This window comes from Streptococcus sp. AS14, assembly GCF_000286495.1.
GTDB lineage: Bacteria > Bacillota > Bacilli > Lactobacillales > Streptococcaceae > Streptococcus > Streptococcus sanguinis_P.
In genome coordinates this window covers 14077-40102 of record NZ_ALKI01000009.1, presented here as the reverse complement: position 1 = coordinate 40102, position 26026 = coordinate 14077, and the positions used below count along the sequence as shown (strand labels likewise).

25 protein-coding genes and 2 pseudogenes are annotated in these 26026 nt (G+C 42.2%); 6 read left to right on the top strand and 21 right to left on the bottom strand.

What is annotated here, in order from left to right; genetic code table 11:
* Positions 1-6 precede the first annotated feature (6 nt).
* The 5 genes from HMPREF1150_RS08200 to HMPREF1150_RS11410 all read right to left on the bottom strand — a co-directional run bounded on the left by HMPREF1150_RS08200 (position 7) and on the right by HMPREF1150_RS11410 (position 5966).
* On the bottom strand, positions 7-939 hold the full coding sequence (locus HMPREF1150_RS08200; protein WP_009659406.1) for a PD-(D/E)XK motif protein: 933 nt from the start codon (positions 937-939) through the stop codon (positions 7-9).
* On the bottom strand, positions 939-3686 hold the full coding sequence (locus HMPREF1150_RS08205; RefSeq protein ID WP_009659394.1) for a Z1 domain-containing protein: 2748 nt from the start codon (positions 3684-3686) through the stop codon (positions 939-941). Before HMPREF1150_RS08205 ends, HMPREF1150_RS08200 begins: the two co-directional genes overlap by 1 nt.
* Positions 3679-5145 carry an ATP-binding protein gene (locus tag HMPREF1150_RS08210; protein ID WP_009659477.1) on the bottom strand — a complete coding sequence of 489 codons (1467 nt, stop codon included), beginning with the start codon at positions 5143-5145 and terminating at the stop codon, positions 3679-3681. The genes HMPREF1150_RS08205 and HMPREF1150_RS08210 overlap by 8 nt, the downstream gene beginning before the upstream one ends.
* A 94-nt stretch (positions 5146-5239) precedes the next feature.
* Positions 5240-5476 carry a helix-turn-helix transcriptional regulator gene (locus HMPREF1150_RS08215; protein WP_009659409.1) on the bottom strand — a complete coding sequence of 79 codons (237 nt, stop codon included), beginning with the start codon at positions 5474-5476 and terminating at the stop codon, positions 5240-5242.
* On the bottom strand, positions 5436-5966 hold the full coding sequence (locus HMPREF1150_RS11410; protein WP_009659463.1) for a DUF2326 domain-containing protein: 531 nt from the start codon (positions 5964-5966) through the stop codon (positions 5436-5438). Before HMPREF1150_RS11410 ends, HMPREF1150_RS08215 begins: the two co-directional genes overlap by 41 nt.
* A 1156-nt stretch (positions 5967-7122) precedes the next feature.
* Here HMPREF1150_RS11410 and HMPREF1150_RS12130 point away from each other — a divergent pair.
* The 5 genes and pseudogenes from HMPREF1150_RS12130 to HMPREF1150_RS08225 all read left to right on the top strand — a co-directional run bounded on the left by HMPREF1150_RS12130 (position 7123) and on the right by HMPREF1150_RS08225 (position 9025).
* Positions 7123-7332 carry a hypothetical protein gene (locus HMPREF1150_RS12130; protein WP_009659479.1) on the top strand — a complete coding sequence of 70 codons (210 nt, stop codon included), beginning with the start codon at positions 7123-7125 and terminating at the stop codon, positions 7330-7332.
* A 302-nt stretch (positions 7333-7634) separates the two neighbouring features.
* Positions 7635-7964 (top strand): hypothetical protein, encoded by a 330-nt coding sequence (locus HMPREF1150_RS08220; RefSeq protein ID WP_009659415.1) that lies wholly within the window; start codon positions 7635-7637, stop codon positions 7962-7964.
* Positions 7954-8109: pseudogene (locus HMPREF1150_RS12215) on the top strand (DUF2800 domain-containing protein); the annotation flags it as partial. The gene HMPREF1150_RS08220 and the pseudogene HMPREF1150_RS12215, both read left to right, overlap by 11 nt.
* A gap of 58 nt (positions 8110-8167) precedes the next feature.
* A pseudogene (locus HMPREF1150_RS12270) lies at positions 8168-8365 on the top strand (recombinase family protein); the annotation flags it as partial.
* Positions 8366-8383: 18 nt separating this feature from the next.
* Entirely contained in the window at positions 8384-9025 is a 642-nt protein-coding gene (locus HMPREF1150_RS08225) for a zinc ribbon domain-containing protein (protein ID WP_269624467.1), read from the top strand.
* Between the two features lie 56 nt (positions 9026-9081).
* On the opposite strand, the gene HMPREF1150_RS08230 is transcribed toward HMPREF1150_RS08225, so the two are convergent.
* The 16 genes from HMPREF1150_RS08230 to HMPREF1150_RS08305 form a co-directional block, all read right to left on the bottom strand.
* Positions 9082-9993, bottom strand: a complete 912-nt coding sequence (locus tag HMPREF1150_RS08230; RefSeq protein WP_009659417.1) for a hypothetical protein — start codon at positions 9991-9993, stop codon at positions 9082-9084.
* A 4-nt stretch (positions 9994-9997) separates the two neighbouring features.
* The gene (locus HMPREF1150_RS08235) at positions 9998-10423 is read right to left on the bottom strand and encodes an SMI1/KNR4 family protein (protein WP_009659473.1); all 426 of its coding nucleotides are present in this window, start codon (positions 10421-10423) and stop codon (positions 9998-10000) included.
* A gap of 19 nt (positions 10424-10442) precedes the next feature.
* Positions 10443-10907, bottom strand: a complete 465-nt coding sequence (locus HMPREF1150_RS08240) for a hypothetical protein (protein ID WP_156788986.1) — start codon at positions 10905-10907, stop codon at positions 10443-10445.
* 149 nt (positions 10908-11056) lie between these two features.
* A complete protein-coding gene (locus HMPREF1150_RS08245; protein WP_009659478.1) occupies positions 11057-11254 on the bottom strand; it encodes a hypothetical protein in 198 nt (65 codons plus the stop codon).
* A gap of 285 nt (positions 11255-11539) precedes the next feature.
* Positions 11540-12913, bottom strand: a complete 1374-nt coding sequence (gene rlmD / locus HMPREF1150_RS08250) for a 23S rRNA (uracil(1939)-C(5))-methyltransferase RlmD (protein ID WP_009659414.1) — start codon at positions 12911-12913, stop codon at positions 11540-11542.
* An 84-nt stretch (positions 12914-12997) separates the two neighbouring features.
* Complete coding sequence (locus tag HMPREF1150_RS08255) at positions 12998-14347, bottom strand: LCP family protein (RefSeq protein WP_009659436.1); 1350 nt, start codon at positions 14345-14347, stop codon at positions 12998-13000.
* An 18-nt stretch (positions 14348-14365) separates the two neighbouring features.
* Entirely contained in the window at positions 14366-15199 is an 834-nt protein-coding gene (pheA, locus tag HMPREF1150_RS08260) for a prephenate dehydratase (RefSeq protein ID WP_009659408.1), read from the bottom strand.
* A complete protein-coding gene (locus HMPREF1150_RS08265) occupies positions 15196-15672 on the bottom strand; it encodes a shikimate kinase (RefSeq protein WP_009659426.1) in 477 nt (158 codons plus the stop codon). Before HMPREF1150_RS08265 ends, pheA begins: the two co-directional genes overlap by 4 nt.
* The gene (gene aroA / locus HMPREF1150_RS08270; RefSeq protein WP_009659374.1) at positions 15665-16948 is read right to left on the bottom strand and encodes a 3-phosphoshikimate 1-carboxyvinyltransferase; all 1284 of its coding nucleotides are present in this window, start codon (positions 16946-16948) and stop codon (positions 15665-15667) included. Before aroA ends, HMPREF1150_RS08265 begins: the two co-directional genes overlap by 8 nt.
* Positions 16949-17081: 133 nt before the next feature.
* A complete protein-coding gene (locus tag HMPREF1150_RS08275) occupies positions 17082-17420 on the bottom strand; it encodes a YlbF/YmcA family competence regulator (RefSeq protein WP_009659474.1) in 339 nt (112 codons plus the stop codon).
* 18 nt (positions 17421-17438) lie between these two features.
* On the bottom strand, positions 17439-18545 hold the full coding sequence (locus HMPREF1150_RS08280) for a prephenate dehydrogenase (RefSeq protein ID WP_009659452.1): 1107 nt from the start codon (positions 18543-18545) through the stop codon (positions 17439-17441).
* A gap of 15 nt (positions 18546-18560) precedes the next feature.
* Positions 18561-19727: a chorismate synthase gene (aroC, locus tag HMPREF1150_RS08285; RefSeq protein ID WP_009659372.1), complete on the bottom strand. Its 1167-nt coding sequence runs from the start codon at positions 19725-19727 to the stop codon at positions 18561-18563.
* A gap of 91 nt (positions 19728-19818) precedes the next feature.
* The gene (gene aroB, locus HMPREF1150_RS08290; RefSeq protein ID WP_009659466.1) at positions 19819-20886 is read right to left on the bottom strand and encodes a 3-dehydroquinate synthase; all 1068 of its coding nucleotides are present in this window, start codon (positions 20884-20886) and stop codon (positions 19819-19821) included.
* A 10-nt stretch (positions 20887-20896) separates the two neighbouring features.
* The gene (locus HMPREF1150_RS08295; protein WP_009659397.1) at positions 20897-21751 is read right to left on the bottom strand and encodes a shikimate dehydrogenase; all 855 of its coding nucleotides are present in this window, start codon (positions 21749-21751) and stop codon (positions 20897-20899) included.
* Complete coding sequence (gene aroD / locus HMPREF1150_RS08300) at positions 21741-22418, bottom strand: type I 3-dehydroquinate dehydratase (RefSeq protein WP_002906180.1); 678 nt, start codon at positions 22416-22418, stop codon at positions 21741-21743. Before aroD ends, HMPREF1150_RS08295 begins: the two co-directional genes overlap by 11 nt.
* Positions 22415-23578, bottom strand: a complete 1164-nt coding sequence (locus HMPREF1150_RS08305) for a class I SAM-dependent rRNA methyltransferase (protein WP_009659390.1) — start codon at positions 23576-23578, stop codon at positions 22415-22417. The genes aroD and HMPREF1150_RS08305 overlap by 4 nt, the downstream gene beginning before the upstream one ends.
* 250 nt (positions 23579-23828) lie before the next feature.
* Here HMPREF1150_RS08305 and HMPREF1150_RS08310 point away from each other — a divergent pair, with 250 nt between their 5' ends.
* On the top strand, positions 23829-26024 hold the full coding sequence (locus HMPREF1150_RS08310; protein WP_009659444.1) for an LTA synthase family protein: 2196 nt from the start codon (positions 23829-23831) through the stop codon (positions 26022-26024).
* Positions 26025-26026 lie beyond the last annotated feature (2 nt).

Genomic DNA, 26026 nt, shown 5'->3' with positions numbered 1-26026 from the left:
TTTTCATTACTTCTCCCAGCTTTTTATACTAGGAATATCTATCTGAAAAGTAGCATTTGTAATCTCTACTGGAATATGACTTCTTCGTATTCTTGGAAAAGAATCATTTACAGCATATATCTGTTTTGAGGATATACTAAAGTGCTGTTTATCATATTCCTTCATATCAATATAACCAGCAGATCCAAGTTTCAATATTAGCTCATCAGGATTTTCTCCATGTCGTGAAATCAAATCTATCACTTCATGAACTAATCCATATAATGTGAACGAATTTGGTTGATCAGGTGCACATTTATCGATACGATAAACGATCAATTCACCTTCATCGTTTCTATCTAGTTGCTCAACTGAAGAAATAGATATTTCTGCAGATGAAGCTCCCGTAGACTTAATCTCATGCCAACAATCTGCATATACAAAATCTTGATCTGCTCCTTCTGGGCCTACCCATCCAGATAAAGCAACGGAAGGTGACATTCCATTATCTATTTTTTCTTTCAAAAACAACAATTCTCCAATGAGACCTTTCTGTGTATTACTACCTAACACCGCGTTACTTTTATGATCTAATAATTTTAACCACGCATTATATCTGCGTAATACTTTAAGCAATGCAATATCATCAGTTTCCACATTGGAATATTCAATAATATCTCCTGCCATTGTTATGAAAACGTCTTCCTGTTTTTTATCCATCAGTGTAAAGGAAATTGCATATTTACCATCCTTTCTCTGATTACACGTAGCATCAATACATTTAGATGAATCTATTTTTTTAATTGCCTTTTGACTCACTATTACAACAGACTTATTCTCCGGCGTTGCATATCGAACATACCATTCAAGAGGATGGTTTACAGACAATTTCAATGCTCCTCCAGAATAGTAATTAATGGCATTCCATTTTTCTCTTAATTCATTTTCTTTAGCACTCATTACATATCCTCGTCATCATCATAATTATCATAAACTTCCACCCAATTTCTTAACTCAATTAGGTTGACCTTATAATTTGCAGTTTCAGTGGAGTCGCTGGTTTTAGGGAACCCAACGCCTAACGCGAACAAAAATTCAGGTAAATCCTTATTCTCAGACTTTGTATAATCAGCTTGTATTATATGTAACATTAAAATAGGGTTTCTGCCGGCTATCAAATAGGCCTTATCCGGAATATTTTTCTTATTCTCATTTCCTGGCAAGGATTTATAAGCTTTTTCCGCATTTTCAATCTCATCTTTTGTTAAGCCAATTCGAGTACAGCCACCGGCTCCAACGCGTAACTTGGTACCACTCACACTGATCATTTTCTTATCAGCTAATATTTTTCTTTTTTCTGTTCCCTCGATATCCAACATTTCATCACCACACTGTAATGGTTCATTATATGGATCACCTGTTCCAGATTTTATCAATACTGCATCCCATCCATTGCTCCAATGGTGACTCTCTATAAATTCTGCAAGAGCCCTACCATTGAAACTCAAATGCCATGGATTTGTCTCAAAATCCAACAATAATTGAGCAACATTGTCCCCTGGTACGTTTTTCCAGTAATAATGTCCCTTTGTACATTCTTCATCAAAATATCTATCCCCAATACTACTCAACGAATTCACAAAATTCTTGAATGCAGTCTCATTTGATGCCAGAATGTTTTTTGATGCTTTTAATCTAGGTGTTTCAAGCAAATTACCAGAGACTGTAACAGGGCAGGTCAAATCAGTTGCTGTACGCATTTTGTTTCGTGCTGTCACAATTAATGCACCAGGATCTTGTCGAACCTTCAGGCCAAAGTCTCTAGGAGTTTGATTTGCATTTCTCATTTTCGAGATTTCTTCCTTAAGTTCAGCAGTTGCTCTAGTAATTTGTCCATACCAATCTATTACTTCTGGTGTCATCCACACCTTTGCAACATCCCCATAGTTTGGTCTATATCCGAACCAACGACCCATTTGCAATAAAGTATCGTACATCTTTGTATTACGATGGAAATATGTCACACCAAGGCCCTCTAACGTCAAACCTCTAGACATACTATTTCCGCCTACAGCAATCACTCGTAAACCATCATTTTTATGATTAAAATAATCTAAGCTTGATGCACCGGTTTTCATATTTACTGCACGAACTTCAATAGGCGAAATTGCCTTGTGTAAATAATTTTTTAGCAAGTCTTCCCATTCTATTCCTACAATTCCACTCAAATGATACTTGTCCCAAACAATATGCATTGCTTTTATATTTCTTATTTTTTCACTTTGAGAAAGTGGTAATTTAGCATAGTTTCGAACGTCTGATTTCACCTGATCTAACCACACATTCATCATTTCTTGTATCTGAATTTGGACATTGGTATAAAGGCTTATATGTACCATCATAGATCTATGCTCCGTAAGATCACCTCTATAGTCTCTAATTGCATTTAGTAACAAGAAATAATATGCAGCCTCATACAAGTCCTCCGGTAAATCATCTACCACAAAGTCCTTTTTATGTTTTGGAGGGAAGCACGCTTCTAGCTCTTCTATATCAATCTCTTGAAGCATGTGATCATTATCAGAATTTTCTCCAAATATCCTATCTGCACCAATATAATTAGTTGGAGCTGATAGTGCATAAATAAAATCAGCAGGGAATAGATCATCATCTTTTTCCGGATCAATAAATATATTTGCAAAAGGAGTTGCGGTAATACCTAAATAAGTAGTTTTACTGAATAATTTCAATAAACGTCTGATGCAATCATTAATTGTAGCTGGCTGAGAATCTTCGTCTTTCGTGTTAACTGATGCATTATCGGCCTCATCATCAATCAACATAAGCGGAAGATCAATCTGTCCAGCAGCATTTTGCGTGTTATTATCAGATAACCACTTAATTAAATTATTTAAAATTCTTTTATTCTTCTTCACCACCAAAATAACTGGGCAATTTACGTTTTCGATGCCCAGATTATTGTTCCTCAAAATGCCGCTATCAAAATCTTTAGTCACAGAAGTAAATGCAACGATTTTTTTATCTGTTCCATATCTTCCTACACCGACCGGCTGATTCTTTATACCCTGTTCAGCTTTTGGATCCAGATAATATTCACTCTTTCTTCCCGTACATTCAGCATCCAATCTTTCTTGTGTTTGCTTACGCAAATTCTCCTGCATACCTGCTAAGACAATAATGATTCGATAACCCGTATCTGCTGCTTTATTACAAATAGCTGTGTAATTAGCTGTTTTACCAGACTGTACATCACCTAGTACCAGACCTTTTATTGCAAAATGATCTTCTGATGGATCGCCGCATAAATCTAATATTTCATCAGAAACTTTTCCTAAATTTGTTGTAACTCTTGGATTCCAATGTTTAATTTCTTCCAAATACTTTTTATATCTGTTCCAAAAGAAAAAATCAAAGTCAGCTCTCTTTGAAGGCAACCATGACTGATGACCATTATTACGATCATTAATAAATACTCCAATATCCATCTGGATAACTAATGATTGCTTGAGTCTAGAAATTATCTCAGCAAATTCATCATCTGAAACCGGCATAATAAGCGCATTTGCATTTCTTAACATCGTTGCTTTTTCCAAAAATTCTTCTTCTGTAGGTGGAACTTCTTTATAAATGTTGTTAACAAATGCGGAGATTATATTTTCTAATTGTTCAACATAGGGATTAATCATTTTCCAAAATCTCCTCCTTAAGTTTTTCTACTATATCAAGATGTGACGAATATGGATCGATACATGCAATAGCATCAAGTAGATTACATTTTTCTTGCTTGTCAGCACACATCGTTGTCATTTCTTGTAGTGATTTTACTATTTCTACATCTGACTGCTTATTATCATTAGCAATTTGTTCATCATTATTCAAATCCACATATAATTGATTAAGCGGCAAACCCATCTCAATCTGTTGCAGTAACGCATTTAGTGATGCCTCTATATCCGGGTTTGTCTTTATCATTTGTTGTACAAGCGGATACTCGCGATTAACCTCATAATAGAATCCGCCTTGTTTGTTTTTCATGCGATTCCATACATGGGTTTCGGTATCGCTTACTTCTTTTTTTCCTCTGAAGGTCCACGTTCTTTTACTTCTCTCAGCAATCTGATTAATGATTATCTCCAAATTCTTTCTAACTTCCGCTGGAGGTAATGCGGACGATTTTTTTATATCCAAGGTCCACAGATCATCTAACGTATTCGGAATATCAACACGGATTCTAGCAAGTTTTGATAAATCACTTTGCCGCATCATTCTGAACCAAGTACCCCAGACTAACAATCTTTTGTTTCTGTATACATAAAACCCTTGTTGCTTTCGAAGTCCATCTTTTCCACCAAGCATTTTTATCTCTTCTGATGACAACTTGGATATGTGTGGAAGAATATATGGTCGTACTAATATCTTACTGCCCTGGATAACTAATGCTTCATCGTCCATAGCTTGAATGCTTTTCTCCGTCAAAAACGGATCAATTCCTTTAATTTTTTCTCCATTAATTGATAGTCTAAGTTTTGTGATTCCTGATTCGCCTGCTAAATATCTGTGGTAAACAAGTGAAAGATGATCTCTAACTCTATCAATTTTACGTCCTAACGACAGTTCAAAATTAATCTCACCAGCCTTGAGACGATCTAATTTTTGCCAAACCACTAATGTTCCTGATTCGTTTTTTATCAATTCATCGAACTGAGGTATTTGTTGAATATCTTCATAATCCAGAATATTTAAGGACCAATCGCCTACTTCCGTAACATGATCTATATCCCATTGACGTCCCTCCAAATTTTCTCCTTGCTTTGAAATAACAGTCAGGCACCTACACTGAGATAAAGATGCGGTTTTTAAGCCTAGGCCAAAACGTCCTAAATCTTTTATGTCTCTTTCTTCAATTGGATTCTTACTGCCATATTGCATCGCAATATCAATTTCTTCCTCGTTCATTCCTTTTCCATTATCAAGGATTGCAATAAATGCACCGTCTACTGGAAAAAAATATATATCAACATTTGTAGCATTCGCTGCAATGCTATTATCGATAATATCAGCTACAGCCGCCTCAAGAGAGTATCCTATTGCCCTTGTTGACTCAATTAACGTAGGCGCATAGGGCGGAAGACTTTTTGTTTTCATAATCTCATTAGTCCTTTCCCTAATTACTATTCAAATACAATTCAGTTGTGTTCATTAGTTTGTACTTTATTTTATATGACTAGCTGTACCACAATCAGGACTCTGACATATTCCCCGATCCCTTTGATTCATCCGGTATAAATTCCATAATATCAGAAACATCACATTTCAATTCATTGCAAATCTTTACCAATACATCCGTAGTTACATTTTCATCGTTGGTAAGCTTTGCTAATGTTGAAGAGCTGATTTTTGCATTCTTACGTAAATCAGATTTTTTCATCTTCTTATCAATCAATAGTTTCCAAAGTTTGTTGTAACTCATCTTCATTTGTTTTGTTCTCCTCTTTATTCCATGACATACCATAAAGTTCACAACCATCCGTAGACAGTATTATTCGAGCATTTCTCTCTATCCGCTCTCTTGTTTCAGCTCTGTAATCACCTTGCTTATCATAAGCAATAAACACCTTCTTATTAGTGATGTCGTAGATTTTGATTAATCCGTCTTCGATATCCTTTTCCAAATTTTTAAACAAAAGTGAATCATGAGCCAAAGCTAGCAAAGCAGTACATAACAGCACCGCCAAATCATAAACAATCATTCCCTTGAAATTTGAACCTGTACCAGTATCATCTGGTGTTTCAAACTTATAGCTATCATGCTTATTGAAGTGAATATGCGGTGGTTCCCTTGGCGTACTAAACAAGGAATCATTTATATCTTTCATCTTTGTATTAAGCTCATTCTCAATTTCTCGCAGAATGTCTTCAATACTCTTTTTAAGAATCTCGTCAGCATTAGCTTTAGCTACCTTCAATTCTTTAAGCGTTAAATAAGCTTGATTCTGTGTTTTCAGAGCATCAATTTCACCTTTTAGTTCAGAGTGCTTATCAAGAAACTCCTTAGAAATATTACCTACAAAGCCTAACTCTTTAATCTGCTACTTTTTCATCAGAGAACTGCGCATCTAGAAGCTTTGCAAGCTTTTGATGATATTGTTCAACTTCATAAAGCTTTCGCAAGTTCACATTCGGAAAAAAATTCCTGTAAGGATGCCATATCTGCTTCCGTAGGATATAATCCATATTCCAAGCTCATACCTACAAGACGGAGCTTCATTTCCTTAGACTGAATTTGACTTTCAATATTGAAAAGAATTACTTAAACTCCACAAAAACAATCTCCGTTTCTAAGATTTGTACCATGATGTACCACGCTGTACCATTCTATCCCCAAATACCAGTAGGGCTTTTTTATAATGGTATCAACGGATGAGAAATACGCCTCTCGCAGTAAAATGAGGCTGTTCGTATTATATCACATCTGTGTCCATTTGTCAAACATAAGATTTGCGATAAGGACATTTTTAATTCATAAAAGATTTTTTTATGGCGAAACGGACGTCTTATAATAATCGTCCCAGACAAGACGTTAAACTGTCTGACCCAACTACCAGCTCACATCCTGTGACCACGATGTGTGTTCGCAGTTGATAGGAAGGTCCCACAAGTAAATAGAGTGCCAGCTTGCTAACAGCTGGTCACCAAGTTTAAGCGGAGCAATCCGCATGAGGTGACCAACTATGTATAGAAATACTGGCAACCATGCTTTCTTACTACGCTTTGGAATTTCACCAAACGGAGGTAAAAAACATGGCAAAACAAGAAAATCATTTAGACAACCAGAGTAAAAAACGTTATTACCCAATTCGCGATGCTGAGAATCCTAAAAAGGTCTAACTCGTAGAAATTACTGAAGAACAGTATCGAGCTTTATACCCAGATATCTGGGCCACACAGAAGCGTGAGCAGTATCATCACCTTTGCATGTGTCCAAAGCATTATTTATGGAAGTGCGATGGAGATTGCAGTGTTTGTGAATATCATGCTACTGGTGATGTTCTATCATTAGATGTACCAACGGAAGATAGTAGCGCTAATATGTATGACAATTATGAGGATACCGCTCCTACTATGGATGATGTAATTGCGGATGCAATGCTTCTTGAACAGCTTATTGCAAGATTTTGTGAACTTGACCCGGACTCTGACCGCATCATTGAGATGCTTGGCGATTCACTCTCAGACTGTAAGATTGCAGAACAGCTTGGTCGTAAGCAGAGAACCTTTGCTGACCAGATGAAGCGTATAAGAACTGAACTTCGTAAAGTACGCGGCTACTAATATAAGTAGTGCCTCCCTTTGGTGCCTGAAATATCAGGTGCTAGAGGGATTTTTATATTTTTTCAAAATTTCTCCGCTCAAAATTCTCACTCGTCTCCAGTGGTAAGTGTAAGGGACGAAACAACAAGCCTTAACTACTAGAAAGGAGGCTAAAGCAATAAAACAGCCCTACTTCGATTCAGGCGGTGATGAGTGTGAATTGATTGCAGTATTAAATGCAATCTCACAGGTATTCGCAAGAATGGTGAGAAATATGACAATCCTCGCAAAACAGAGACAATCAGAGAAAGGAGAAATTCGCTATGAGCAAAATGAGCGATATGGCTATGACCATCGAAGAACTGCGCAATCCAGCCGCTACTATTAATGAAGAAACTAACTGGTTAGCAGAACAGTTTAGCAACACTGCTGATGAAGCACCTGCTAAAAAGCCTGCTACCAAGAAGGAAGTAAAAACAGAACTTAAACTTGAGGATGTACGAGCTGTCTTAGCAGAAAAGTCCCGTGCTGGACATACAGTTGCTATCCGTACATTGCTTCAGAAATATGGAGCCTCTAAGTTATCTGGCGTTGACCCTAAGAACTATGAAGCCTTGTTAAAGTATGCGGAGGTGCTTGACAATGCCACCTAAAGGACACGCGGTATTATCCGCATCAGCATCACACAGATGGCTTAATTGTCCACCTTCTGCAAGGCTCTGTGAAACCTACGAAGACAAAGGCAATGATTATGCTACTGAAGATACCGACACACATGAGCTTTGTGAGTACAAAATATGGATAAGATTGTTGCTGGCCTTGAAGCTGAAGGTATTCTCACCGGAGCAGGCAAGAAAAAATGGTGGACCAGTACAATATAAACAAAATCCTTAGAAACGAAAAGTACATCGGTGACGCCCTACTTCAAAAGACCTACACCACTGACTTCTTAAACAAAACCAGAGTCAAGAACAATGGCATCGTTCCTCAGTATTATGTGGAAGGCAATCACAAAGCCATAATTCCGAAGGATATCTTCCTAAGAGTACAGGAAGAACTGGTACGCAGGCGTGTGGTAAAAACCAGCTCCAATGGCAAGAAGCGATCCTACTCCTGCAACCACTGCTTCGCACAAATAGTTATTTGCGGAGAATGCGGAGAAATGTTCCGCAGAATCCACTGGAACAATCATGGCTGCAAATCCATCGTCTGGCGCTACATTAGCCGCCTTGAAGCCACCGGTGAAGAATGCCATGCAAGAACGGTTAATGAAACGGTTCTTGAGAACGTGGTGCTTGAAGCGATTAACAGACTCCTTGGTGACAGAACCACCTACCAAGCACAGCTCCAGCAGAATATTGCAAAGGTCATCCGTGGCGCACAACAAAACTCAGCTGATGGCATTGATGAGAAGCTTATGGAACTTCAAAAAGAACTGCTCAAAAAGGCCAATAATAAAGAAGCCTACGATGAGATTGCCGACGAGATTTTCAAGCTCCGCGAACAACGCCAGCAATGCACCGTCGACACTGCTTCTAGAGACGCACAGATTGAACGAATCAATGAAATGCAGGATTTCATCAAAGACAATAAATACAAGCTTACAGCCTTTGACAAATCTCTTGTAAAGCGCTGGCTGAAACAAATAACCGTCTGGGACGACCACTTCACAGTGGTGCTTAAGTCCAGACTTGAGATTGATATTGAAGGATAAAGCCTAAGACGCACGAAAACCTCTCGACTATAATAGCCGGGAGGGTTGTTTTGTTATTAATCTTTTTTTCCACCACGTTTGTATGAATCTTTTTCTATCCACACGCGTTCACCGTTTTTTCTATAATGCTGCCCATGAGCTCTCACAGTATGTTCATCAGGAGAACTATGAGTTTGACCAGTAGGCTCCGAATTATCAATAATATTATAATTTGAATAATCAACATTGCTATCAATCAAATAATCATCATCGTTTTCATTGTCACTTGAGGGATTATAACTTGAGTTGGATGAACTATTCTTTATAACTTCTGCAATAGCACCTGCTGCAATTATACCAGCAAACAATGCAATCTTACCTTTATTCTTCCATAGAAATTTTCCAGCACTAATAGCGCTTTTCTTTGCTGAATCCCACAAAACCTTACCAACCGATGGGTTAACCACCGTTTTAGTCGTATTCGAAGATGAATCCAGTTTTATATTTTTATCTGATAGAGCTGATTTGTTATTACCATTTTCCTTATTCTTTTCTTTTTCAATTTTATCAACTGAACCATCGCTAGGCTGAATTGTTGGTTCTATATTTACCACTGGTTCATTAAGCTTTATTATCTCACACGGAATAAATGGTCCGTCACCAAAATCAAATTTTTCTTTTGTTACCGGGTTAAAATACCAGTTCGTTGGATTTTGCCAATTACCATCATGAGCCTCTAAATGCTCTGCTCTTGTTAGAAATTGTATATTTCCGGGCTCACCTTGAAACTCTGGATAAGCCTCAGCACTTTTCATGTGCTGTCCTTCAAAGGCTTTCCCGTTATCATCATATGCTTTTCCTTTTTCAAGGATATCCTGCTGTTGCTGTGGAGTCCATTCCCTTGTTCCTTTTCCTTCCTGAACAAGCTCTTGTTCCCTATTCCATGCAGCAAGAATAGCCTTATTGGACTCGGATGTTCTTCTTGACATAGAATCAGCCTCCTATGCCAAGCAAATCATACAGGTCTTTTAAGAATGCGATAAAATCATCATAAATTTCATCATCTTCTATTCTTCCTGCTACTTGATTATAGATTGCTATTTTTTCACTATTCTTTTCAAAGAGAATAGGATCACCTGATGCTAAAGCTCCAATAACAACATAGTCCTCACTTGGTCTTGAATCATCATTCACATCTATAACTGGCTTATGTTCAATTCCGTACAATTGTATTCCAGCTGGTAAAAACAATTCACCACCATCTGAAAATCCAAGCCACTCCTTATAACCAGATGGAAGTGTAATGTTATTTTCCTTTTCAAATAATGCAATCTTATCTTCTGTTGTTGCTTCAAGAAAAGACATCTTGCCTTGTTCTTTAAACTTATCTAATATTACTTTTAATTCTTCTGAAATCATAATTGTCTCCTTGCAATTCTTACATTATCATAGGCGAAGGTTCCAGTATTTCTTCAATAGTTTTTATCAATTTATCCAGATATGGGAACAAGACATTATCATCAAACTGTTGTAATTCAACTATTGCAGTCTCTAATGAAAATGAATATTTCATATCACTGATATCAGAAGCCATCTGTGTTACTTCACCCGATTCCTTATTTTCGACATAAATTCCCATCATTCTTTCGGGCTTGAGTTTTTCTATTTCTTCATACACCGGATGACCTTTATGCTTGCAAAAATTATATCTCTTCCTAATCTCAGTAGATGAAAACTCAATCCAAAATTCTATAATCTGGTCAATCGCAGGTGTGAACTCTGGGCACATCATTTTTAAATACTCAAATGGATTTTCTTCTACTGTTGGAGAAGTTACATTTCTTTCTGCACTTCTTAATAGCTCTGCTGACTCCTCGACAGATTTCATTCCTGAGACATTCACTCTCTTTCCCTTTTTGTTACAAGCAAACTCAACTGCTATATAGCATAGTGCCCAAGATATATCAACTACAGAGTTGTAGTAAAAAAGGGCAGTCTCATAAAAATGAGACCTATAGATTAAATGAAATGCTTCATCTGCGTTAGGATTATCTACAGGATTATACCACTAGTTCCAATCAACGGTTTCTGTTTCATGCATAAAGATCGTGCTGCTGAGTATTGCTCCACTAATTCTTCCTGCTTTGCTCGAAAATACAAATCATTTGTACTTGGAAGTTTTGCACCAACCAAATTAAATGTAACCTTTTTAGGTTTATCCAAACTAAAAATATCTGTCTTAAAATCCATTATCCTTTTCCTCCAACATCTATTCCACTGTCCAAAAATGCCCAAATGGTCGAGTTGTCGATTATGTTGTCACACGATATCTAAATCAGACACTCGACCTTTTAGGCGTTAAAATCTGTAAAAGTTTGATTTCAAAATCAATGACATCTAATCCACTGTCTTAAATCGTGACATCTAATCCGAAATCACAACCTAAGCCCTTAGATAAATTCCTACTTACCGATTTTTGCATTTTTGAGTTAGTAGATTAGATAATTTATGCTTAGTTCAACCTCGCAAAAGCCCTTATTTCAAGGGATTTCGCGCCTTCCTTGACATCAATACAACCGCCTCAACATGATGCGTTTGAGGAAATAAATCCACCGGCTGGACTTTCTTCAACTCATATCCTAATTCTTGATAGAGCTTAATATCACGCGCCATGGTGGCGACATTGCAGGAGATATAAGTAATTTTTTGGGGCTCCATGCTGACGCTAGCTTTGATGAAGCTCTCTGTCAGGCCTTTTCGTGGTGGATCAACTAGGATGACATCCGCTTGGATGCCCTCTTTCAGCCAGTTTTGGATGGCTTCTTCAGCAGGGGCGCAGACATAACTGGCGTTGGTAATGCCGTTGATTGCTGCATTCTTTCGGCTATTTTCGACAGCTTCTGGAATCACTTCGACACCATAGACCTGCTTGACGTGTTTAGCAACAGAGAGCCCAATCGTTCCGATACCCGAGTAGGCATCAAGCACCACATCGTCAGAGGTCAGCTCAGAAAAGTCAATGGCTGTCTGATAGAGCTTTTCTGCCATCTCGGTATTGACTTGGTAAAAGGCGGGCGCAGCAATCTGGAAGTCATTTCCCAGCATCTGGTCGGTAATGTAGTCTTGACCATAAAGCGTTCGCCAGTCTTTTCCGAAAATCGCATTGCCAGGCTGGTCGTTGATATTCTGCATGATGGACTTGATAGCTGGGAAGGCTTCTGTCAAGCGCTCCATCAGCTGCTCCACTCGGAATATTTTAGGTCGGGTTGTCACCAGGATTACCATGATTTCCCCTGAATAATGACCACGGCGAACAACTAGATTGCGAATGAGTCCAGTCTTTTCTTGCTCATCATAAGGTTTGAGGTCAAAACGACGCAGCAAATCACGTGTAAAAAGGATAACTTGGTCAATGACTGGATCCTGGATATAGAAATCTTCAATCTGCAGGAGGTCATGGGAATTTTTCCGGAAAAATCCTGTTTCCAGCTGGCCATTGACACGGCGGACAGGCACTTGAGCCTTATTACGGTAGCCCAACGGCTGCTCCATACCAAGTGTCGGCGGCACTTCAACATCAGACAAACCAGCAATCTTATAAAGACTGTCCTTGACCTGCTTGCGTTTGAAGTCCAGCTGGGCTGAATAGTTCAGATGCCCCAAGTCGGCAATCCCCGTACGCAGATAGGCCATATCAAGATTTTCATTGCGCTGGTCTGAAGTACGGAGAAATTCCTCCACCTTGCCAAAGCCAATTTTTTTGTTGACCTTGAGCACACGCATGCGGATGAGCTCACCCGGCAGAGCATTTTCCACAAAGAAAACCAGGCCTTCTGCCTTGGCGACCCCAGCTCCCTCATGGCTTAAATCCACGATTTCAACTTCAATCATATCATTCTTTTTTAACATATTTTTCTCTTTCTGCTTTATCGCTCTGCCATTTCCCAAAAGAAAAGGCAGGACATCGTCCTACCTTTCATTATATCATATATCTTATCTAAGACCCATTTGCTGCAGTCTTTCTTTATAGGCTTCAAAGTCAATCAAGAGCCCTTGACCACCGTACATGTCATAGGTATCAACCCAGTCGCCATTTTCCGGAATCGTCAGGCGCTCAACCCCGTTGCGGGAATCTCCAGCCATAGAGAGACCATTAGTCAAAAGGAAGCTGTATGGTACATTGGTCGAAGTCAAGGCAAAGACCTTACCAAGAGCCTCTGATCCGGTAAAGAGCTTAGTCGGATCTTTGACCTGCTGGAAGACAGCTGTCAAAACTTCCTGCTGGCGACGGGTCCGGCCAAAGTCGCCCTCATCATCCTTACGGAAGCGAGCGTAGTTGAGCAAGGTCCGACCGTCCATCTGCTGCTGACCGACCTTGATTGTTTGATTAGGCACCACACCGTCCTTCATATTCAGGTCATCTGGCACTTCAACTTCTGTCACCTTCTCCCCATCAATCGTTGAGAACTGGGCATTCATGCTGACGCCATTTGGGAAAAGGGTGTCAATAGCTGTCGCAAAGGTCTGGAAATCCACCAGTGCATAATATTTGATGTCCAAATCAAAATTATCTTTGAGCATCTGGCGGACATAGTCTGCACCGCGGTTGTGGTTTTGCTCCCCAATCGTATAGGCAGAATTGAGCTTTTGGTCATAGTAATCTGCCTGCGACGGATCGGTGTACTCATTGCTGACGCCATCAATGTGAATAAGTGTATCACGCATAAAGCTGACCAATTTCACCTTGTGGTCCTTATTGCCAACATTCAAGACCATAATAGAGTCGGTTCGTGTCTCAGTCGAGTCGTCACCAACCCGGCCATCCGTCCCAAGAATGAGGATATTCACTCCGTCCTTAGTATCCTTGCCGTCAAAAAATTCTGTTTCTGCTGGCTTAGAATTGCCATTATGAGCTGTGGTCAAGCCTTTGACAAACATGAAAATCATGCCCCCCAAGACCATCAGCAGGAAAATCCCTGCCCAAAGCAGAATCCGTTTCAAGCGGATTTTTTTGCGAGGCTTCTTGGGCTTGTCTTGTCCCAGACCAGCTCCTGCCAGAGCTTCCGGCTCCTTCTTTTGCTTTCTGCTGCGAGAAGAACGCTCAGGGTACTTGGGCAAGAGGCCAGAAGAATCCATTTCAACAGGCTCTTGCTCATAGGCGTCACTAACTGTATGCGGCTGCTCTTCATGGTCCGGCGCACTGGCTGAACTGCCAATCCCCTTGGACTTCTGACGCAAATAGTCAAATTCTTTCTTTTCTTTATCGTTTAGATAATAATAATTTTTATAAAGATAATCTAAGCGGAGCTGTTCATGATGGCTAAGATTTTCTGGTTTCTTCATCTCTTCTCCAATCTATTACTACTTGTCCTGAATCAGAAACACACTGTAGCTACCAAAAATTTTATAAGTAATTCCAAGACTTGTCAACTCTTGATAGGCAAAATCCGCCAATTTTTTCTGTTCGTTGTCAATGTCTATAATGAAGAAATATTCTCCCAGAGCCGTTTTTAGAGGCCGGCTCTCAATCTTGGTCAGGTCAATCCCACGCCAAGCAAAGGTCGACAAAGCCTTATAGAGGGCACCAGGCAGATTGTCCGGCAAGGTTAAAGCCAGTGTCTGCTTGTCTCCTGTCTTAGCCAGTTCAAGCTCAGGCACCTCATGACCCAGAATCCAGAAGCGGGTATAATTTTCTTCCATTTCCTGAATATCGCTGGCCGCTACTTTAAGCCCGTATTCTGCTGCAGCCGTGCGCGGGGCAATAGCCGCAAAATTCTTTTCAGGATGCTCTGCCACAAAACGAGCTGCATAGGCCGTACTAGCCGTCACCTCAATGGCAGCCTGCGGATAATGCTGGCGGATGTATTTTTTTCCTTGGGCAATAGCCTGCGGGTGAGAAAATATTTTCTCAATCGGCTTCTCCAAATCCGTCACCAAGAGCTGCTGCTTGATGGGCTGGACGATTTCAGCCACCGCCTGAATATCTGCTTTATGAAAGAGATAGTCCAGCGTCTCATGGACACTGCCCTCAATGGAATTTTCCACCGGAACAACCGAGTAATCCACTTCCCTAGCCTCATAAGCCTTCATGACCTCGGTGATATTCTGATACGGCACCAAGTCCTCGCTGGGAAAAGCAGCTTGGGCTACATGGTGAGAAAAGGAGCCTCTGGGACCTAAAAATGCTATTTTCATTGAATTTCCTCAATAATTTCCTGCGGGCTTTTGAGCCTCGTATCGACAATCTGGGTCGCCACTTCCTCATACCAGGCCTGACGCTGTTCAAAAATCTGCTGCAAGTCTGACTTGCTCTGGTTTAAGAACAAGGGTCGCTCTTGCTCTGCATCCTGCTGAATTCGCTGATAGAGCGTTTCAAAATCTGCTTTCAGATAGATATTGTCAGCATTCTGAGCCAGCAATCTGCGGTTTTCTGGGCTGACGACTACACCGCCGCCGGTTGAGACGACCAAGTCCGTATCGATCAACTCAGCCAAGAGCTGGGCTTCTGCAGTCCGAAAGGCTGCTTCACCATGCTGGTCAAAATAGTCCTTGATAGACATGCCCAGCCGCTGGCAGAGCAGTTCATCCATATCGACAAAGTCTTGGGCTAAGCCTCGGGCCACTGTGGATTTTCCGGCTCCCATAAAGCCCAGCAATATCTTAGCCATGCATCAAGCCCTCCAAGTCGCTGAAAAAGCTTGGATAGCTGGTCTTAATGGCTTCAGATCGCTCAAGTTCTACCTGACCACTTTGAGCCAACAAAGCAGCAATAGCTGTCATCATCCCAATACGATGGTCACCAAAGGTATTGACTTGAGCACCATGAAGAGGTGTTTTCCCTTCGATAATCATGCCGTCTTCCGTCGGGGTAATAGCTGCGCCCATGCTATTGAGAGCGTCTGCCACTACCTGGATCCGGTCGGTTTCTTTGACCTTGAGCTCCTCTGCATCACGAATGACAGTTCGTCCCTGAGCCTGCGTCGCAAGAAGCGCAATAATCGGCAACTCATCAATCAAGCGCGGGATAATCTCGCCGCCAATCTCAGTGCCCTTAAGCACAGACGTCTCAACGGTGATGGTTGCAGACTTGGCTACTGGATCGACATCTGACAGCGTCATCCGTCCGCCCATAGCCTCTATCACTTCTAGAATACCTGTACGAGTTTCATTGATGCCGACATTCTCTAAGACAATCTTAGAGTCCGGCACAATCAGTCCAGCTACCAGCCAGAATGCTGCACTGGAAATGTCACCTGGAACCGTCACTTCTTGTGCAGTGAATTCCTGACCACCCTGAATGTGAATTTCCTTACCCTCAACCTCAATCTGCCCGCCAAACTGGGCAATCATATCTTCTGTATGATTGCGAGTGATTTCCTTTTCTATAATTACCGACTCTCCCTGAGCCTGCAGGGCAGCAAAAATCAAGGCCGACTTAACCTGAGCAGAAGCCACTGGCAGCTGATAATGAATAGACTGCAATTCCCTGCTCCCCTTCATCTTGAGCGGTGGTAAATCACGCTCGGTCCGACCAGCAATCTCAACTCCCATCTGCCTCAGAGGAATGGTCACCCGATCCATAGGCCGCTTGGATAGACTGTCGTCACCAAACATCTCTGCTTCGAAATCCTGGCCAGCCAAAACACCAGAAATCAAACGGATAGACGTTCCAGAATTCCCCATATCCAGCTTATTTTTCGGTGCTTGCAGACCTTCAAATCCTACGCCATGTATCTTGACAAGATTTCCATCGTCCTCAATCTGCACGCCTAAGTCACGAAAAACCTGCATGGTAGACAGCACATCTTCTCCTCGCAGAATGTCGCGGACGGTAGTAACGCCCTTGGCCAAACTGCCAAAAATAATGGAACGATGGCTGATAGATTTATCTCCTGGTACGCGGATATGGCCCTTCAGGCCTTTTACATTGGTTGATAATTTCATAGGTGACCTCGTACTTTCCTTTGTTGTTTCTTATTTTATCATAAAAAGACCAGAAATTCTTAAAATTTCTGGAATCCGAGCTGAAGCAAAAAGAATCCGGGTATTCAGCCCAGATTCTTCTTTTTTTATTAACTTATTTAAGCAAATCCTGCACCGGATCAAAGATAATACGCTCAATGTCCGCCAGATAGATGGACAGTTGCTGCTGCTTATTGAAGAATTCAGAAAGAACAGCATTGCCCTGAATCTTCTCACCAAAGGAAGTCATCTTATCCTGCACCTCCTGAGTCGGTACCTGACCAGTCTGAGCCAGCTGTTGCAACTCCTGCTGGAAAGCCAGATAATCTGTAAAAATGGCCTTGGCTTCGCTATCAGCATCCACTGCTTCCTTACTTTCTGCGACGGCCTTGTACTCAGGTAAATCACGCAGATTTCTGCTCAGTTCATTGGCTAAATCATAAATATTTGACATAGAGTTCTCCAATCTATATTAGTCTTCGGACACTTGGTAATCCGTATTTTCTCTTACTATTGTAGCAGATTTTTCCAAATCTTGGCGATTTTTAAAGGTGATTTGCAGGATACCATTGATATCTTCGCGGTTTTCCTCGTTGATACGAATGTTGACAACTGAAATTCCCCGCAGAAGCTCTAAAATACCCAAAATCGCATCTTCTTCGTCAGGCACCTCAATAAAGAGGTCGTAAAAGCTGTCCACACCGGCTCGCTTATGAATTTCCATCTGCTTACGGCTTTGCCGTCCTCGGTCGAAAAATTCCCAGATAGCTGTCTCGTCCTTTGCCTCAATCGCTGCGGCAACCTTGTCTAACTGGTCTTTAAAATCTTCTAGCCGCTCCAAGATAGCTTGAGGATTTGTCAAGAGAATAGAGGTCCACATACCTGGCTCGCTCTCCGCAATCCGTGTCATATCTCGAAAACCACCGGCTGCAAAAGATTGGGTCAGCTCATGCTCCTGGCTATAAGCTGCCGCTTGCTCCATCAGGCTGGAGGCTAGGATATGCGGAAAATGACTTATTTGACAGGTCACTCGGTCATGCTCTACAGGATCTACCTGAATAAATCGAGCATGAAGACCACTCAGCAAGTCTTTTATTTCCTCAAGCGTACCAGGCTTGGTCAGGCTAGAGGGCGTGAAAATATAATAGGCATTTTCAAAGAGGGTGACATGGGCTGCCTTGGCTCCAGTCTTGTGACTTCCGGCCATCGGATGAGCACCGACAAAGCGGACGGGCTTATTCTGCAGATACTTTTCTGCAGCTGCCACAATCTCAGCCTTGGTTGAGCCAGCATCTGAGATGATAACATTTTCCTTCAGGTCCAGCTCCGCTAGATTCTTGATAAATGCTATGGTCTGCTTGATGGGCACAGCCAGAATAATCACATCAGCCAATGGAGCAAAGGCGGCAAAATCATCCGTTACCCGGTCTACCATTCCTCGCTCCAGGGCAACCTGTCTTGATTCTTCACTTCTGTTATAGCCGAGAATTTCAATCTCAGGATGAGCTCGCCTGATGCCCAGAGCCAAAGAAGCTCCAATCAGTCCCAGACCTGCGATATAGACTGTTTTTCTCTCCATGCCCACTCCTTTCTTCTAAAAGTTCTTGACAAATTCCCGATGGCGGGCTACCGCATCCTTTAGTTCTTCCAGATTGTCTGAAGAGAACTTCTCCAGAACTTCGGTGGCTAAAACTGTTGCCACCACGCTTTCCATGACAACACCCGCCGCTGGCAGAGCTGTAGGATCGCTCCGCTCTACTGTCGCCTTATAAGGCTCGTGGGTCTCAATATCCACGCTCATCAGTGGCTTATAAAGGGTTGGAATGGGCTTCATAACACCGCGCACCACGATTGGCTGACCATTGGTCATCCCCCCCTCAAAGCCGCCTAAATTATTGGTTCTGCGAGTGAAGCCATCTTCCTCAGACCAGAGGATTTCATCCATGACTTGACTGCCCTTGAGACGGCCGGCTTCAAATCCCACACCAAACTCAACTCCCTTGAAAGCATTGATAGACACGACTCCTTGAGCAATCTTGGCATCCAGCTTCTTGTCCCATTGGACATAGGAGCCTAGACCGACCGGCACACCACCAACGACAGTCTCAATGACACCACCGATGGTATCCCCGTCTTTCTTAATCTGGTCAATGTAGGCCTTGATCTCTTCTTCGCGATCGGGATTGACAATGGAAACATCAGACTGGGCAGCTCTTTCCTTGATTTCTGCTACAGTCAGGTCGTCCGGCACATCAATATCAATGCCACCAAAGGTTACGATATGACTAGCCACCTCCACACCGATTTCTTCCAGCAAGCGCTTGGCTACTGCTCCGACTGCTACACGCATGGTCGTTTCGCGGGCAGAAGAACGCTCCAGTGAATTTCGCAAATCGTCAAAGCGGTATTTCATACCACCAACCAAGTCCGCATGGCCAGGGCGTGGTTTGGTAATCTTGCGCAGCCCTTTTATCTTTTCATCCACATCTGCCACACTCATAATCTCCAGCCATTTCTGATGATCCAGATTCGTGACATTGAGGGTAATCGGACCGCCCATGGTCAATCCATGACGAACCCCAGACGTAATCTCGACTTGGTCGCTCTCAATCTTCATGCGGGCACCACGGCCGTACCCACCCTGACGGCGCTTGAGCTCAGCATTGATATAGTCAGCGGTCAGAGGAAGACCAGCCGGCACTCCCTCAATAATAGCTGTCAGGCGTGGTCCGTGGGATTCTCCTGCTGTTAAGTATCTCATACATTTTCTCCTATTTCTGGGATGGAAAGAGCTGGACACTCTGTCTATTTTTCATCCAAACTGTCCAATCATCTTAAACTCCATCTGGCACTTATTTCTTCAGAAATTCTTTCATCTCTTCCAGCGGAATCTGGTGAATACTAGCCGAACCCAGCTCAGGCACCAGTACTAGCTTGATAGAGTTGCCTCTAGCCTTCTTATCATGGGTTAAGGCCTGATAAAGAGCATTCTCATTCCATGGCTGGTAATCCACCGGCAAGCCAAACTTCTGACACATATGGATGATGTTTTCTGTGATTCCGGCTGGCATAAGGCCTTTCTTTTCAGCGACACGAGAAACCTGTACCATACCAATCGCCACAGCTTCACCGTGCATGACTTTTCCGTAGCCGGCTGTCGCTTCAATAGCGTGCCCAATAGTATGGCCGAAATTCAGATAGAGGCGGACGCCATTATCCAGCTCGTCCTCGACCACAATCTTACGCTTGACATCGCAGGAATGGTAAATGATGCTTTCAGCATGCTCTAAAATCGACTCTGGACTGCCATCCATTTCTGACAGCTCATCCCAGAGTTCTTTATCCTCAATTAAGCCGTACTTGACCACCTCGCCCATGCCTTCAATCAGTTCACGCTGGCCTAAAGTCTGCAAGACTTCAGGGTCAATCAGAACCCCATCTGGCTGGGTAAAGGTGCCGACCATATTCTTGGCCCAAGGTATATTGACACCAGTCTTACCACCGATAGAGGAGTCCACTTGGGCTGTCAGACTGGTTGGAATCTGCACAAAATGCACACCCCGCATGTAGGTTGAAGCGGCAAAGCCTGCCAAATCACCAACAACGCCGCCTCCCAAGGCTACAATGCCGTCACTGCGGGTCAGACCAACCTTAACCAAAAACTCATAGACTTTGTTGACCGTCTTTAAGTTCTTGCTGGCTTCACCCTCCAAAAAGTCAAAGACAAAAGTCTCAAACCCAGCCGCTTCCAAGCTCAGCTTGACCTTTTCAGCATAGAGTCGAGCCACTCGATTGTCCGTGACGATAACTACCTTCTGAGGCTGCCAAAGCTGACTCAGCCAACTTCCAGCCTGAGATAAAGCCCCCTTTTCGATGAGAATATCATAGGGATGATGCGGGAGATTCACATTTAGTTTCATAAGCGCCTCCTTATTTATACAATTCTTCTAAACATTGCCAAATTTCCTGACTGGGCATAGGCTTGCCGGTCCAAAGCTCAAAGGCTTCTGCTCCCTGATAGAGCAGCATACCAAGTCCGTTGACCGCTGTGACATTTTGATTTCTGGCCCATTTGACAAAGGGCGTTTCAAAAGGTTGGTAGATAACATCCGCAACTAAAATCTGGTCAGGTAGTTCAAGCTGTTCAGGTAGGGGCATGCTGATGCCATCCATACCTAGACTGGTCCCATTGACCAGAAGGTCTGATTGATTGATTGTATCCTGCAAACTATCCGCATCTTCCAAGGTTAGTACCTGGATAGAACTCTTGGTTTGGCGACTGATAGCTGCCATCTTTCTGACAGTCTTCTCATAGGAAGACTGTCGAGTGAAAACAAAAATTTCCTCTGCATTGTCCAAAGCTGCTTGGGCAATAATCGCTGTCGCTGCTCCACCTGCCCCCAAAATCGTCATTTTTTTGCCCCGAATAGCAAAAGAAGGCAAGCTCTTAAAAAATCCCTTGCCATCTGTATTATAACCAACTAAAATTCCATTTTTATTCACAACCGTATTGACTGCTCCGATAAGGCGAGCGCTGACATCCAGCTCGTCCAGATAAGGGATCACTTCCTGCTTGTAGGGCATGGAAAGATTGACACCAAACATATCGTATCTGCGGATATTTTCTATACTGGCCTGCAGATCCTTCACTTCTACTTCCCAAGCTAGATAGACACCATTGACACCAGTCTTTTCAAAAGCCATATTGTGAATAAGAGGAGAAATACTGTGCTTAATTGGCTTGGCAACCACAGCAGCCATGCGGGTGTGGCCATTAATTCTCATTCAAAATCTCCTGAATTTTCTTCATATTGCTCAGAGAAATCTGACCGGGTGCTGACGCCATATCCTGACTGGCAAATGACCAGCTGGAACCTGTCAAATCAGCCGCAATCCGTGAAATCTTGCCAACTTTTCCCATAGAAATGGTGACAAAATCTTGCTCAGGATTCAAAGTCTTGAAACCGCGAGTATAGTTCATCAAGTCCAGCACATCCTGCTCATTATGAGCCATGACAGAAACCTTGACCACCTTAGGGGTCAGAGAAGTCAACTCAGACAGGATTTCCATCATATTTTCAGGCGTTTCCTCAAAGTTATGGTAGCTCAGCACCAGATTAGGAAACTCTAGCATTTCTTCAAATTTCCCCTTGTGAGAGAAATATTCAAAGTCGATATAATCCGGCTGGTAAAAACCGGCTACTTCCTTGATGAGAGCTACGTATTCATCATCGGATAGTTCGATTTCTCCGCCTTCCTGACGGGTTCGCAAGGTGAAAATTAATTCACGTCCGGCAAATTTTTCAAAAATAGCTGGCGCAACATTTAAAATGTCATCCTTGGCCAGAAAATCCGCCCGCCATTCAATAATATCCGCATCTTCGTAGCGTGATACATCAATTTCTTGAGCTTCTTCTAAACTCTTGGGCATTACAGAAACGACTAATTTCATTGGTCCACCTTTATTGTAAATACCTTGAGGTAATTACTGCTCCCGTCTTTTTTATTATAGACAAAGTCTGCTGGCAAGCCATACTCCGCAAGATAGCGGTGCTTTCTGCCGGCAAGGCCTTTTTCAATTTCTTGTTTAAACTTACTTTTGGAAAGATTGGCTGCATTGGTACTTAAAATCATGATTCCCTGAGGATTCAGGATTTCCAAAGCTTGTGCAACCAAACGATGATAATCTTTAGCAACCGAGAATGTCCGCTTTTTATTTCTAGCAAAGCTAGGCGGATCTATCACAATGACATCAAAACTTAGAGCGTGACGCTTAGCGTACTTGAAATAATCAAAGACATCCATCACCTGAAAGCGATGCTGATCCAATGTCAGACCATTGGCCAGAAAATGAGCTTCAGACAGCTCACGGCTTCGCTTGGCCAAATCAACTGATACTGTCTGACTGGCACCGCCCATGGCTGCTGCAACTGAAAAAGCGGCTGTGTAGGAAAACATATTGAGCAAACTTTTACCAGCAGCCAGACCATCTACCAGACTGGCACGCACATCGTGCTGATCCAGAAATATACCAGTCATAAGACCATCATTCAGAAAAACCTGATAGCGAACACCATTCTCCAAGACTGTGAAGGTTTCTGGCGCTTCCGCTCCGTAGATATGGGCCGATTCGTAGTTCAAACCCTTGAAACGAATCTTTTCATAAGCTCCCTGAATCTCTGGGAAAACCTTAGCGAAAGCTGTCAGAATCTGCTCCTTGATAGCAAAGACAAAGTCATTGTACCAAGAAAAAAGCGCAAAGTCATTGTAGAAATCCACCGTGAAGCCACCGAAGCCATCCCCCTCTTGATTAAAGAGTCGAAAGGCTGTCGTGTCAGACGAATGAAAATAAGCAGAACGTCTGCTCTTAGCCTGCTCAAAGAGACCTTGAAAAAAATCCGAGTTTAGCTCTACCTTCTTCTGGGAAATCAGCCAGCCAACTCCCTTATTCTGCGGAGAGAGATAAGCTGTGCCTAAAAACTTTCCCTGACGGTTTTGCAGCTCCACGCATTGATTCTGAAGCGAAAGGGCGCCAAAATCCTTTTTATCTAATAAAAGAATGCCCTTTCTCAGTTTTTCTTCTGCCTGTTGAGTAACAGTAAGTTTATTCATAAATTATATTATACCAAAGATTGTGAAAATTCTCAAAACATATTTTACATTTGAGTTAATAAAAGATTTCACAAACGAGTGCAAAACGACTATAAACCTCTCTATAGAGAGGATAAGGCTTTCATAGGAATATTACAATTTCGCCGATTTAAAATATCTCAAATACGGCTCAAATTTTCCTTAACTGGAGAAATTATGTTATACTTAGAGGAGAAAATTTTTAGGAAATAAGACAAGGAAGTAACTTTTTGTGAAAAAAATAACCAAGAATTTACTCAATTTCATGAGTACGAGACTAGGTTTTGTCTTGATTTTACTGGTCCTCTATTGGATAAAAACCATGTGGGCCTATACGATTGATTTTAACCTTGATATCCAAGGTGCCTATCAAGTATTTTTAGCTATTATAAACCCTTTCCCTATCAGCCTCTTGCTGCTGGGACTAGCACTTTATGTAAAACGAACCAAATTATTCTACAGCCTAGCCTTCGGAATTTATCTGCTCCTCTTTGCTTGGCTGGTATCTAACTCCATTTACTACCGCGAGTTCAGTGACTTTGTCACTGTAAACACTATGTTGGCTTCCAGCAGCGTTTCAGCTGGACTTGGGGAAGCAGCACTCGAGCTCTTCCGCCCTTGGGATATTCTTTATCTGATTGATTTCCCAATTTTGGCCTTCTTATTTTTTAAGAAATACATCCGAATGGATGATCGGCCTTTCAATAAACGCGCCAGCTTTGCTGTGACCTCCCTGTCTGTCATGCTGTTCTCTGCCAACTTATTCTTGGCTGAAATTGACCGGCCTGAGCTCTTGTCACGTGGATTTTCCAACTATTATGTCGTTCGGGCTCTGGGCTTGCCAGCTTTTCTAGGTTACAGTGCTAACCAGACATATACCGCTAATCGTGAGCGATCCAAAGCTTCTGAAAAAGACTTGGAACCAGTAAAAGAATATATCCAATCTCATTATGCGGAGCCTAATCCAGAATATTACGGAATTGCCAAGGGTCGCAATGTTATCTATGTCCATCTGGAAAGTTTCCAGCAGTTCCTGATTGACTATAAGCTGCAGGCAGATGGGAAAGAGTACGAGGTGACACCTTTCCTCAATTCCCTCTACCACTCCAACTCGACTCTGGCTTTCTCTAATGTCTTCAACCAGGTCAAGGCTGGTAAAACTTCTGATGCTGAAACCATGATTGAAACTGGTCTCTTCGGTCTCAATCAAGGGTCCTTCATGGTCAACTACGGTGGTACTAATACCCAGCAAGCTGCACCTTTTATTCTTTCCAAAAACGGCGGCTACACTTCCGCTGTTTTCCACGGAAACACTGGAAGCTTCTGGAACCGTAATACAGCTTACAAGCAATGGGGTTATAACTATTTCTTCGATGCGTCATACTTTACCAAGCAGGACGATACCAACTCCTTCCAGTATGGTTTGAACGACAAGATTATGCTGAAAGATTCCATCAAATATCTGGAACACCTGCAGCAGCCTTTCTATGCTAAGTATATCACGGTTTCCAACCACTATCCTTACACGACTAGCTTGATTGGTGACGAAATTGGCTTCCCGCTGGCTAAGACCAAGGATGAAACCATCAACGGCTACTTTGCCACTGCCAACTACCTAGATTCTTCTGTCAAGGCCTTGTTTGACTATCTCAAAGAATCCGGCCTCTATGACAACTCTATTATCGTTCTCTATGGAGACCATTTTGGAATTTCCCAAACCCGTAATCCTAACTTGGCCCCTCTTGTAGGAAAGACCTCTGAGACTTGGTCCAACTACGACAATGCCATGATGCAGCGCGTGCCTTACATGGTCGTAGTTCCTGGCATGGACAAAGGAAAGATAATTGATACCTACGCCGGTCAAGTGGATATGCTGCCAACATTGGAGCATTTACTGGGCATTGACTCTAAAAACTACCTTCAGGTCGGCCAAGATATGCTATCAAGTCAGCACCAGCAAATCACAGCTTTCCGCTCCAGCAATAACTTTGTCACTCCAAAATACACTAGCTTCAACGGACGGACCTACTACACCCAGACCGGTGAAGAAATTACCAATCCTGACGAAACCATCAAGAAAGAACTGGATGAAATTCGTAATGCTGCCAATACCCAGCTGAAGATTAGTGACGCTATTCAAACGGGTGACTTGATTCGCTTCTACAAGGGTAATGACTTGGGCAAGGTCAACCCTAAAGATTACTCTTATCTTAATTCAATGAAGGCCTTGTTGGCTATTGAAAAGGAAAAAGGCGACCAATCAACCAGTCTTTACTCTAAGCGAGGCAATGTCTCCACTGTGGATCTCTTTAATTCGCCAAGCTATAGAGCACTGCATCCCGAACAGTTCCAAACTAGCAGCAGCGACGAAGACAGCAGTCAGGAAGACTCGAGCTCTTCCAGCTCTAGCTCCACAGCCAATCCATAGAT

Bases quoted from the DNA above. Each gene is read 5' to 3' on its own strand.
- HMPREF1150_RS08200 (WP_009659406.1), bottom strand. From the start codon at position 939: ATGAGTGCTAAAGAAAATGAATTAAGAGAAAAATGGAATGCCATTAAT.
- HMPREF1150_RS08205 (WP_009659394.1), bottom strand. From the start codon at position 3,686: ATGATTAATCCCTATGTTGAACAATTAGAAAATATAATCTCCGCATTT.
- HMPREF1150_RS08210 (WP_009659477.1), bottom strand. From the start codon at position 5,145: ATGAAAACAAAAAGTCTTCCGCCCTATGCGCCTACGTTAATTGAGTCA.
- HMPREF1150_RS08215 (WP_009659409.1), bottom strand. From the start codon at position 5,476: ATGAAGATGAGTTACAACAAACTTTGGAAACTATTGATTGATAAGAAG.
- HMPREF1150_RS12130 (WP_009659479.1), top strand. From the start codon at position 7,123: ATGGATGATGTAATTGCGGATGCAATGCTTCTTGAACAGCTTATTGCA.
- HMPREF1150_RS08220 (WP_009659415.1), top strand. From the start codon at position 7,635: ATGAGCAAAATGAGCGATATGGCTATGACCATCGAAGAACTGCGCAAT.
- HMPREF1150_RS08230 (WP_009659417.1), bottom strand. From the start codon at position 9,993: ATGTCAAGAAGAACATCCGAGTCCAATAAGGCTATTCTTGCTGCATGG.
- HMPREF1150_RS08235 (WP_009659473.1), bottom strand. From the start codon at position 10,423: ATGATTTCAGAAGAATTAAAAGTAATATTAGATAAGTTTAAAGAACAA.
- HMPREF1150_RS08245 (WP_009659478.1), bottom strand. From the start codon at position 11,254: ATGGATTTTAAGACAGATATTTTTAGTTTGGATAAACCTAAAAAGGTT.
- rlmD (WP_009659414.1), bottom strand. From the start codon at position 12,913: ATGTTAAAAAAGAATGATATGATTGAAGTTGAAATCGTGGATTTAAGC.
- HMPREF1150_RS08255 (WP_009659436.1), bottom strand. From the start codon at position 14,347: ATGAAGAAACCAGAAAATCTTAGCCATCATGAACAGCTCCGCTTAGAT.
- pheA (WP_009659408.1), bottom strand. From the start codon at position 15,199: ATGAAAATAGCATTTTTAGGTCCCAGAGGCTCCTTTTCTCACCATGTA.
- HMPREF1150_RS08265 (WP_009659426.1), bottom strand. From the start codon at position 15,672: ATGGCTAAGATATTGCTGGGCTTTATGGGAGCCGGAAAATCCACAGTG.
- aroA (WP_009659374.1), bottom strand. From the start codon at position 16,948: ATGAAATTATCAACCAATGTAAAAGGCCTGAAGGGCCATATCCGCGTA.
- HMPREF1150_RS08275 (WP_009659474.1), bottom strand. From the start codon at position 17,420: ATGTCAAATATTTATGATTTAGCCAATGAACTGAGCAGAAATCTGCGT.
- HMPREF1150_RS08280 (WP_009659452.1), bottom strand. From the start codon at position 18,545: ATGGAGAGAAAAACAGTCTATATCGCAGGTCTGGGACTGATTGGAGCT.
- aroC (WP_009659372.1), bottom strand. From the start codon at position 19,727: ATGAGATACTTAACAGCAGGAGAATCCCACGGACCACGCCTGACAGCT.
- aroB (WP_009659466.1), bottom strand. From the start codon at position 20,886: ATGAAACTAAATGTGAATCTCCCGCATCATCCCTATGATATTCTCATC.
- HMPREF1150_RS08295 (WP_009659397.1), bottom strand. From the start codon at position 21,751: ATGAGAATTAATGGCCACACCCGCATGGCTGCTGTGGTTGCCAAGCCA.
- aroD (WP_002906180.1), bottom strand. From the start codon at position 22,418: ATGAAATTAGTCGTTTCTGTAATGCCCAAGAGTTTAGAAGAAGCTCAA.
- HMPREF1150_RS08305 (WP_009659390.1), bottom strand. From the start codon at position 23,578: ATGAATAAACTTACTGTTACTCAACAGGCAGAAGAAAAACTGAGAAAG.